The sequence below is a fragment of the Larkinella terrae genome, assembly GCF_009668025.1.
Classification (GTDB): domain Bacteria; phylum Bacteroidota; class Bacteroidia; order Cytophagales; family Spirosomataceae; genus Larkinella; species Larkinella terrae.
The window spans coordinates 130,092-140,866 of the sequence record NZ_WJXZ01000007.1 but is presented as its reverse complement, the minus strand read 5'-3'; the positions used below and the strand labels follow the sequence as shown (position 1 = coordinate 140,866).

At 53.0% G+C, this 10,775-nt stretch carries 7 protein-coding genes; 6 read left to right on the top strand and 1 reads right to left on the bottom strand.

All coding sequences use genetic code 11. The annotated features are described in order from the left end of the window. The 6 genes from GJJ30_RS13425 to GJJ30_RS13400 all read left to right on the top strand — a co-directional run bounded on the left by GJJ30_RS13425 (position 1) and on the right by GJJ30_RS13400 (position 7,275). A complete protein-coding gene (locus tag GJJ30_RS13425) occupies positions 1-1,686 on the top strand; it encodes a RagB/SusD family nutrient uptake outer membrane protein (protein ID WP_154175676.1) in 1,686 nt (561 codons plus the stop codon). A gap of 125 nt (positions 1,687-1,811) precedes the next feature. Beyond that, the gene (locus GJJ30_RS13420; protein WP_154175675.1) at positions 1,812-4,286 is read left to right on the top strand and encodes a hypothetical protein; all 2,475 of its coding nucleotides are present in this window, start codon (positions 1,812-1,814) and stop codon (positions 4,284-4,286) included. A gap of 310 nt (positions 4,287-4,596) precedes the next feature. Next, the gene (locus GJJ30_RS13415; protein ID WP_154175674.1) at positions 4,597-5,166 is read left to right on the top strand and encodes a hypothetical protein; all 570 of its coding nucleotides are present in this window, start codon (positions 4,597-4,599) and stop codon (positions 5,164-5,166) included. Positions 5,167-5,275: 109 nt separating this feature from the next. Continuing rightward, positions 5,276-5,740, top strand: a complete 465-nt coding sequence (locus tag GJJ30_RS13410; RefSeq protein ID WP_154175673.1) for a response regulator — start codon at positions 5,276-5,278, stop codon at positions 5,738-5,740. Positions 5,741-5,797: 57 nt separating this feature from the next. Then, positions 5,798-6,226, top strand: a complete 429-nt coding sequence (locus tag GJJ30_RS13405) for a response regulator (RefSeq protein ID WP_154175672.1) — start codon at positions 5,798-5,800, stop codon at positions 6,224-6,226. A gap of 107 nt (positions 6,227-6,333) precedes the next feature. Further along, positions 6,334-7,275 carry a hypothetical protein gene (locus tag GJJ30_RS13400; protein WP_154175671.1) on the top strand — a complete coding sequence of 314 codons (942 nt, stop codon included), beginning with the start codon at positions 6,334-6,336 and terminating at the stop codon, positions 7,273-7,275. Positions 7,276-7,375: 100 nt separating this feature from the next. On the opposite strand, the gene GJJ30_RS13395 is transcribed toward GJJ30_RS13400, so the two are convergent. Then, complete coding sequence (locus GJJ30_RS13395) at positions 7,376-10,759, bottom strand: DUF1080 domain-containing protein (RefSeq protein ID WP_154175670.1); 3,384 nt, start codon at positions 10,757-10,759, stop codon at positions 7,376-7,378. Between the last annotated feature and the right edge of the window lie 16 nt (positions 10,760-10,775).

Genomic DNA, 10,775 nt, shown 5'->3' with positions numbered 1-10,775 from the left:
ATGAAACTGAAAATAGCTATCTTCCTGTCCGGCCTGTTTTTCATGACGGCCTGCGGCAGTCTGGACCTCAATCCATTGTCCGACGGCTCGGGCGAAACCTGGAACTCGAACGCCGAGGAAATCGAAATGTCGCTGAACGGTTTGTACAAAGACGCGTTCTGGATGCAGGATCTGGACGAGTGGACCGACGACTGGACGTATCGCGACGCCACCACGCCCGTCACGGGAGCGACCATCAACGGCGAAACCGATTTCGTCATCACCTGGTGGACGAACACTTACAAGGCCATCGCCCGCGCCAACAACGTGATTCAGAGCGTCGACCGGGCGGGAGCGGTTTTATCGAAAGACCAGATCGACCGCTATGCCGCCGAAGCGCGGTTTATCCGGGCCTGCCAGTATTCCCGTTTGCTTTCCCACTTCGGCAACATTGTGTACACCGAAACCGCCCTGACCATCGAAGAAGCGCTAACCTTGAAACAGACGCCGAAAGAGACGGTGTTGCAAAAAATCTACGCGGATTTTGACTTTGCGGCATCCAAACTGAAACCCACTTACAGCAGTTCGGAATTGAAACGGGTGACGGCCGGAGCTGCCTACGCCATGAAGGCCCGGATTGCGTTGCAGATGAGCGACTGGAAAACCGCCCGCGACGCGGCCAAAGCCTGCATGGACCTGAAAGTGTACAGTCTGCATACCGATTTCGGCAACTTGTTTTTGTCGAAAACTAAAAACTCGGTGGAAACCATTTTCGCACTTCCCCGTTCAGTGGCCCTGAAAGTGACGCTGGGCGGACTACAGGATTACATTCCCCGAAATGCGGGTGGTTATGCCGCCAAAGATCCTTCCTGGGATCTGTTCTGTGCGTTTCTCTGCAAAGACGGTTTGCCGATTGATGAATCTCCCCTGTTCAATCCGCGCGAACCGTTCAAAAACCGCGATCCGCGTTGTACGGCCACCATCGTTGAGTTTCAGACGTCACACATCGGTTTTATTTTCCAGCCGCACCCCGATTCGGTGCAGGTACTCCGCACCAGCAACAACACACGGGTCAACAACAACGACACCCGATCCGTTGCCCAGTTTGCCTCATTCAACGGACTGATCTGGAAGAAGGGCATCGACGCCGACTGGACGTTAAACTCCTGGACCGCCGAACCGGACAAAATCATCATCCGCTACGCCGACGTGCTGCTAATGTATGCCGAAGCGAAAATTGAGCTAAACGAAATTGATCAGTCGGTGCTGGATGCCATTAATATGGTTCGGGCGCGGGCGTATGGCGTCAGCGCGACGGCCACGACGTATCCGGCGGTAAAAACCGGTCCGCAGGTGGCTTTACGCAAAACGCTGCGCACCGAACGCCGGATGGAATTTGCCCTGGAAGGCGCGCGCTACATGGACATTATTCGCTGGAAGCTCGCCGAGAAAGTGCTGAATAAGCTCAATTTCGGCTTACTTGATCCGGCCGACCTGCGCACCAAAGTGGTAAAACCCGGTTTGTGGTTTTTCCCGCAAAAACCGGAGATTGACGACGACGGCGTAGCGGATTTTACGCCCATGTTCACCGCCGGGTTGATCAAACAATTGACGATCCGGAAATTCGACGCGACCCGGCAATACCTCTGGCCCATTCCGTCGAAAGAAGTACTGACGAGCGGTTTGGTCCAGAACCCTGGTTATTAATTGATAGGAACACGGACTAGACGAATGCAACAGATCAAAAACAGATATCAATCTGTGTAAATCCGTTCCATCCGTCCAATCCGTCTTCCTATTCAAACATTCCAAATCTATTTCCTATTTCAAGGATGAGAAAAACGATTCTTTACGCCTGCCTCATCGGCAGCCTATTCACTGGATATCAGACGCTTGCCCAATCCAAAACCGGCAAGTCCTACAGCGGGATTTATCCGCATCTGGCGATGTATAACAACGAGGGTGAGTGCGGTACGGGCGCGGTCGTGCCCTGGGCCGGTAAGCTTTGGGCGGTTACGTACGGCCCGCACCTGCCCTTTGGCTCGTCGGATAAACTGTATGAAATCACACCGGATCGGCAGCAGATTGTCCATTCCGAGAGCATCGGCGGAACGCCCGCCAACCGGATGATTCACCCCGAAAGCAACCAGCTTTTTATTGGGCCCTACGCCATCGATGCGCAGGGTAACATTCGCGTGATTCCGTATAAGACTATGCCGGGGCGGCATACCGGCAATGCCCGCCATCTGACGGATCCGAAGGGAAAAATCTACTACGGAACGATGGAAGAAGGATTTTACGAAGTAGACGTTAAAACCCTGGAGCCGAAACTGTTATACGAAGACGGCAACGTAAAAACCAAAAAAGGCGCCGACGAATCGAACAACCACGCGGGCGAATTGCTGCCCGGTGCGCACGGCAAAGGACTCTATTCCGGTCAGGGCGTGCTGGTGTATTCCAACAACGGCGAGCCTGGTCCGCAGGCTCTCAAGCAGTTCGATATTGAGTCCGGTTCATTGTCGGAATGGAACGGCAAAGACTGGAAAGTGGTCCGCCGGAATCAGTTTGTGGAAGTGACCGGCCCCGGCGGTATTTACGGCAATAAAAATCTCGAAACCGATCCGATCTGGGCCACGGGCTGGGATCACAAGTCGGTTTTGCTGGGCGTTCGCGATGCCGGAAGCTGGCGGTTTTTCCGGTTGCCGAAAGCCAGCCACAGCTACGACGGCGCGCACGGCTGGAACACCGAATGGCCCCGCATCCGGGATGTCGGAACCGCGCAAAAACCGGATTACCTGATGACGATGCACGGGATGTTCTGGCGGTTTCCGGGCCAGTTTTCATCTAAAAACTCAGCAGGCATCCGGCCCCGCTCGGCGTACCTGAAAGTCATTGGCGACTACACCCGCTGGAACGACCAACTGGTTTTCGGCTGCGACGATTCGGCACAGAAAGAGTTTCTGAACAAACGCAAAGCCAAGGGCAACATCGAAGGCCCCGGCCAATCGAATTCCAATTTGTGGTTTACTTCCCTGAACCAGCCGGATCAGTTGGGCCCGAATACCGCCGAAGGAGCCGTCTGGCTGAACGAAACTGTCAAAGCCGCCGAAACATCGGAACCGTTTCTGTTTGCGGGCTGGCCCAACCGCTCGGCCTGGATTCAGAACAACGGCGATGGCGAGGTCACCTTTACATTCGAAGTGGACAAAACCGGTAACGGCAACTGGGCAACCCTGAAAACCGCATCGGTTGGTCCCAAAAAAGCCATCAACGTAGAATTTGCGTCCGACACACCCGGCGAATGGATTCGGATCAAACCCAGCCAGTCGACCAACGCATCGGCCCAGTTTTTCTACACCGCCAACGATACCCGGACAGCAGCTCCGAATGCCATTTTTGCCGGTTTGAGCGGAGTTACGTCGTCCAAAACATCCGGTGGTTTGATTTACGGACTGGGCGATAACCGGCGCGTGCTGGGCATGGCGGCCCTGGATTATTCGGGCGGACAGGCCACCGAAGTTGGCTATTATGAACTGGACGGTACCATGAAACTGGTCCGGAAACAGGACGAGAAAGCGGTTTCGTTTATCAAAAGCAAATTCGCCATTCCTCAAAAAGCGGTGACGGTCGATGAATCGTCAATTCTGGTGGTCGATGACAAAGGCCGGCGCTGGCGGCTACCGCTGGGCAACGAAGCCTATACATCGCTCACTAACCAGGCGGCTTTGCGGATTTGCCGGGAAGTGGCCACCGAACGCGATTTATTCAACGCCCACGGTACCTTCTACGAATTGCCCGCCGAAAACGCCGATGGGTACGCCAAAATCCGACCGGTTTCGTCGCACAACCTCCGCATAAACGATTACGCGTCCTACCGGGGCTTGCTGATCATGACCGGTTTAGACCTGAAACTGGCGGCAAACAACGACCACATTGTAGTTTCGGACGATCAGAAAGCGGCCGTCTGGGCCGGTGCCATCGACGATCTCTGGAAGCTGGGGAAACCCACCGGACACGGCGGCCCCTGGAAAAATTCGGCGGTGCAGGCCAACGAACCATCCGACCCGTACCTGATCGGTTTTTACGACCAGCGGACGCTGCAACTGTCCCACAAAGCCAGCTCACCCGTTACGTTCACGATCGAGGCCGACCCAATCGGCAACGGTCCCTGGATGGTCTACAGAGAGATGACGGTAGCACCCGGTCAGACGCTCAGTTACACTTTCCCGAAAGGATTTCAGGCGCGGTGGATTCGGTTCCGAAGCAATAAAAACTGCGAGGCTACAACTTTCCTACAGTATAAATAGAATTTTTTTTAATTTTTACTTATCTCATTATCAGATATTTATGAAAAAATATTCGAGTACAGAGTAATTTTTCAACTTTTTTTCAAAACCCTGCAATCTAAAATTGAGGGTCCTTCGTAAGTATTGACAACGCGGTGAAGAGTTCTATGGAGGTAGTACGCTTCATCAGCCATACACGTTTCCGACAGAAAGTCCAGAGGCTCAGCTACTGGACTTTTTCGTTTCCGGACCGTTGGGTTGGATGTCTGTTGGTGGGCATAGTTTTGTTATCTTTGTCTAACCGGTTTTATCCATCAGTCGCCGGAATTCTATGCACGAAATTGAGCCTTTTTATAATTGGGAGAAGTGGTATAGCTCGACGGACGATCCGAATTCGCCTTTTTTCGGCCGCGAGTATAACATGAATCAATATACCAATACAATCTATGGGTATTACATTCATCCGCTTTGGGACGAAATCGGGTCGGAGACGCTGTATTGCAAAATTCTCTTCGCCGATTATGACCGCCAGTTTGTGGTCATCGAACTGTTTGGGGAGTGGAACGATACCCTTCACAACGATATTATGTACCTGAAACGCCAGGTGATTGATCCGCTGGTGAATGAGAACATCAATAAATTTATTCTGCTGGGCGAAAACATTCTGAACTTCCACGGTTCCGACGACAGTTATTACGAAGAGTGGTTTGAAGACGTGGAAGACGGCTGGATTGCCGGAGTCAATTTCCGCGATTTTGTCGAGAGTGAAATGAAACGTTACCGGCTGGATTATTACCTGAATTTTGGCGGAACGCTGGACGAAATTGACAACTGGCGGACCCTGAAACCGGTGGCTTTCTTCGACCTGGTCAATAGTTTAATTATTAGAAGATTAGGTTAATCAAACGTTCTTAAATGATTGGATTTTTACCAGCATTGTCTAACTTTTCTTCCACAGGATCGTTTTCATTTTGATAACTGGTATTTTTTTCTAATCAATTTTTGACGAGATGACCGGCCCACTAGCAATATTATTGGTTGGCACTTCTTCCCCTGAGCTGCAGGCTTTGGGGCAATCTTTCCGCAAATTCGGCGTGTCATACCGGCATTTGTCGGCGCAGGAAAACGGGGCGATGGATGCCTATTTTCAGAAAAGTCTGGCGGATGCACCCTTTGTTCCAACGCTGATTATGCTGGACATGGACTCCTGCGACCCCGGAGCCATTCTGGCTATCCTGAAACACCACCCGGTGCTCCGGCGCATTCCCGTCGTTATTTTCGGCCAGGGAAACGACCCCGAACGGGTGAAGCTGGCGTATGGGTTAGGAGCGACCTGCTACATGCCCAAACCGGAAAACTGGGAGGTTTCGATGACCCATTTCTGTTCCTACTGGAAAAAACGCGTCGCCCTGCCAATCATCAAAGCGGAAGATATTTTAGCAACCAACCCAACTTTGCAGCATAACCGCCAGTGACGTTACCGTCCTTCTTCTGGCGGCCACCCGGCAGCCTGATGCGGTTTTATACAACGTATGAAAAACAGACCGATTATAGCCGTCGTAGACGATGACGAAGATGATCTATTTTTGATACAGGAAGCCTTTAAAGCGTGTTTGAAAGAGGAGAAAGTGGTATTGGCGAACAGCGGACAAGATTTGCTGGCACAGCTTGAAACGTTACCTATTTTACCTTCGTTTTTACTTTTAGACCTGAATATGCCGCGCATGAGCGGTTTTGAATTGCTGGGAAAACTCCGGGCCGATGCCCGCTATAACCTCATGCCCATTCTGGTTTTCAGTACCTCAAGCGCCCAACCCGACATCGACCGGGCGTATGAACTGGGGGCGAACTCGTACGTCAAAAAACCGTCTTCGTTCGATGATTATAAATCCGTGGTCGAAGATCTGTGTAACTTCTGGCTGCACGTGGCCTCAACCCCATCGAGCCGGTTTTTACCGTGAAACCGGTAAAGCACGGCCGGTTTTTCCGACATTGATTTCATTCCCAAAAACCTTTTTCCATACCGTCAGTTAATAGTCTATCTATTCATTAACTCGTAACAAACGGTATGGAATCGAATGTATTTCATGATTCGCAACAGGCGGATCTGGTATCCAACGAAAACGCAGATACAAAATACGGCCAGGATCAGGCCGAAACCCATATGGTCAAATTGGTGGACGGAAAACTGGTTTCGACGGCTCACCTCGAAACGGAAGTGACGGACGACCTGAGTGACCGCTACGCCAACGACGAAGAACGCGGTTTGAACTCGCCCAACCAGCGGACGTACGATGTAGTTGACATCCAGTCGGAACATCCGCAGGCCGACATGATTCCGGAACTCCCTTCGACGCCCGATCCGAGCAATCCGATCCCGCCGTCACCGGATTCACCCAATCCGCCGACGCCCGGAACGCCGGGCCCTGAAATTCCGGATTTGCCTTCGACACCCCACCCGGATAAACCCGAAATTACGGAACCGAGTGAACCGGGCCGGTCACACGAAGTAAACAATTCGGCCCAGTCGGATAGCCAGGTTTCTCATCAGGATACGTCGAAAGATACGCCAACCAGTATGCTTGCGGATACTATGCCCGGCGCAGATGTACCGACGCAGAGCCAGGACCCGGCTAAAAACGAAGAGCTCCCGGAGTTTTTAGGAACGTACGGAAAGCAAAACCCGGTCAATGCCAACCCGGACGGACCGGGACCCGATAACTACACTCAACCGAAAGCCGACGAAGGCATGACCGAAAAACCGGATACCGGGACCTCCGAACGTCCGTATGACGTGAACGATAAGGATCAGGAACCGTATCAGGAAGGTGAGCGGCCGCAGGAAACCGCCCAGATGCTGGAGCAGCCTAAAGAAACGCTCGACGAAAGCGCGATCAAAAAACAGCCGATGCAGGAAAACACAACAACACCCGCATCCGAAATGAAATCGACCGATCAGCTCGACCGGAAATACAACGACGCCGACGCAGCGCGGGAAGACGTTATTTAAAGAATGAAAAATGTCAAATGAGGAATGTCGAATGTTAAAGTGCTAGATTAAGAAACACTTTTACATCGACATTCCTCATTTGACATTTTTCATTCCCTTTTTACAGTTCCTTCACCCGGATATTTCGGAACCGCAGCACCGATCCGTGGCCCAGAAAACCGATATGGCCCGATTTTCGGAGTAAACCGGGGTGTTCTTTGTGGTCCATCGTGCCGTTTTTGCTGGCTTCGGCAATATCGCCGTTCAGAATCTGGATGTCGTTCAACACCACCTTCACCTGATTGCCTTTTACGGTGACTTCTTCGTAATTCCATTCGCCAACGGGCTTGAGCGCCCCGCGTTTGGCCGGAATCACGCCGTAAACCGAACCGTGGTATTGATACGGCTCCAGTTTTTTGTATATCTCGGCATCATTATCCAGAATTTGCAATTCCATCCCGGCATAAGCCGCGTCGCCCGTCAGCGGAGCGCGGATTCCGAGTCCGTTGTTGGCTCCCGGCGTTAACTGAAACTCAAACCGGAACACAAAATCGCCGTATTCTTTCTGCGTATACAGGTTGCCTTTTCCGCCGTTGTTGTACCAGACAATATCGCCATCCTCGGCAACATAATCTTTGGTGTTTCCCGTCCATTTACTGAAATCCTTTCCGTCAAAAAGCAACTCAAAACCGTCTTTTTTCTCGGCTTCGGTCAATTGATACGGTTTCGGCTGAGGCAATTCCTTGATGTAAATATTCCGGTACGCGACATAGGTTCCATGCGCCTGTAGCTCAAGCTGTTCCGAAGGAAAAATAGGCAGATTACGGTCCCAGTAGTTTTCCAGAACCGTATTGTCGGTTACCAAAACACCGTTCAGGTAAACCGTCACGCGTTCGCCTTTCATGATGATGCGGAACGTGTTCCATTCGCCCACCGGATTGTCGGCTTTTTTCAGTGGTTTGCTTTCGAATTTCTGGTTGTTATACAAACCGCCCGAACCCACCTGCGCACCCACTTCAACCCGGGCGGGGTCCCAGATCTGCACCTGCGGAGTTCCGCGCAGGTAAATTCCGGCATCGCCTTTTTCGGTGATTTTCCAGTCGACGAACATCTCAAAATCGCCGTACTTTTTTTCCGTACAGATGTTATTTCCGTGACCGCCAAAAATCAGCAATCCGTCTTTTACCGACCAGCCGCTCCGCATGATTTCGTCGGCTTTCTGCTGTTTCAGCGCCAGCGAGTCCGGACTCATTTTGCTGCGTTTGATCGGATTTTCCACCAGCCCTTTCCAGCCCGTCAGGTCTTTTCCGTTGAATAAGGCCACAAAACCAGGACCCGGAGGCAGGGCTTGCAGACGGTTTTGAACAGCCTGGCGCTGCGATTCGTTTTCGGGGCCGGTCAGAAGTTTAGCGGTTTTTTCCAGCAAAGTCCGCACGGCAGTTCCCGTAAAATCCCGGTTCGACGAGGCAACCGCCCAAACCGTAGCCGCAGCCTGCTGCTGGAGCGCGGGATCGTCAAGGTATTGACCCGCAAAAACGAGCGCTAAAAAGGTCCGGCAGCGGCTTACACCTTTCAGAATTTCGATTTTCTGCTGCGGAGTCCGGGCCACATCCATCGCATCCCGGAGCAACAATAACCGCTGATCAGCCGAAAACGACGAGCGACTGACCAACGCGATGTACCCATTCAGAGCCGACTCCGAAGCCACACTATTTTGCCGCGCAATGGCCAGCAGTGCCGGAGCTGCGTCGGGCGTGGTCCAGTCTGATAAAGCAGACACGGCGGCTGGCTGAACCATGCCGTCGCCTTTGTCAAACGACTGCTGGACAATTTGTAAGGCTTTCGGTCCGCCAACGCCCGCCAGCGTACCCAGAAAGCGGGCCTGGCTAGCGGTCGGCGCCTGCTGCATCGTTTCTACCAGTAAATCCGTCCGCTGAATGGAGTCGCCCGCCGAAACCGTTGCGGCCACGATAGCCTGTTGCAGCGCGCGAATGGCTTTTGGCTGCGTTGCGTTGGTCAGTAGCGTCACCAACTGCGGCAACTGGTCTCTGCCAACCAGCGAAGGCAGGGCCGTGGCTGCCGCCAGACTGATGGTGGTATCCTTCTCCTGCACTTGGGCCAACACCTGCTGCACGCTCGATTCGGCGGCTCTTGCCCCCAGAACAGACAGCAAAGCCGCGCGGGCCTCGGCGGGCATACTCGTCAGGCTGTGCGTCACCTGCGCCACCACCAGCGGGCCTTTTATCGTCAGAATGGCTTCTTTTGCCGCCGAAATATCCACCGACGAACCACGTTTCATTACTTCCAGCAAGGCTGGTAACGCGGTTTGCTGACCGGTTTTAGCCACGGCCGAAATGGCCGCCAGCCGAACCGCCTGATCGGTGCTTTTCAGTCCCGGCACCAGAGCCGAAGTCAGCGCGGGGTCACCAATGGCTCCCAATTGCGTAATCAAATCCTTCTGAACTTCGCCAGTAGTTTTAGCAATCTCCTTGGCTAACTGCGCATTGACGACTTTGTTTTTCAAACCCGCTGCCAGTTTCAGAGCCGCCACGCGGTATTGAGCCGATGGGTCCGAAACCGCGGCTGTCAGCAAAGGCAGGCTTTTTTCTTTGTTAAAATCGACCAGCATTTTTAACGCAGCCGTGCGCGTATGAACCTGTTTTGCGTCCGTACATTCCTGCAACAGCTTCCGGGCCAGCGCGTCGGCCTGCGGTTTTTTCCCCGAAACCGCCAGTTGGTGGATATAATCAAGGTAGCTGGCCGTGGCTTCTGTCACCTCATACGTATATCCGCTTTCCCCGGCTGCTTTCGCCAAAACCGGTCCGGCCGCCGGAGCTGCCAGTCGGGCGAGCGCGTACATGGCTACTTTCTTTGCATTTTTATCGCCTTCCTGGGCCAGCGGAAGCAGAGCCGAAGCCGCCGGTTGATACCGACTGTCGCCCAGGGCTTTTACCAACGAAAGCTGGGTAGTTCCCTGCGATTCTTTCAATGCCTGTAAAACCGCTTTCTCCGCCGATGGCGTATTGATTTTAACCAATGCCCGAACCGCCGGAGCACAAAGCCGCTCGTCGGTCAGGTACGGTTTTACGTACGAAACCGCATCGTCTTTTCCGACAATCTGCAGCTGACTGATGATAAACGCTTTACTCTCCGGATCGCTGAGTTTTTCCAGCGCCTGCCCGTAAGCCCGAACCGCCAGCGCGCGTTGCACTTCTTTACCCGGTTTGGTCACGTAATAGGAAAAACCGCCCAGCGCATATTGAACGGCCGTATTGTCGCCTTTGCCGGGAGCCGCCAGCACCAACGCCATTTCCTGGATACCGGCTGAACCTAAAGCGGCCACCGCATCCATGTTGGTAATCAACTGTTTGCCATCGGTTGCGGGCATTTGGGCCAGGTTGTCGGCCACCCGATTTTCCAGCGGCCGCGAATCCGGTTTGGGTTGCGCCCAGGTTGGGGTTTTGAGTAAGATGACGCCAGCAAACGCCAGTAAACGAAGGTTCATACGAGGAATAGTAAAG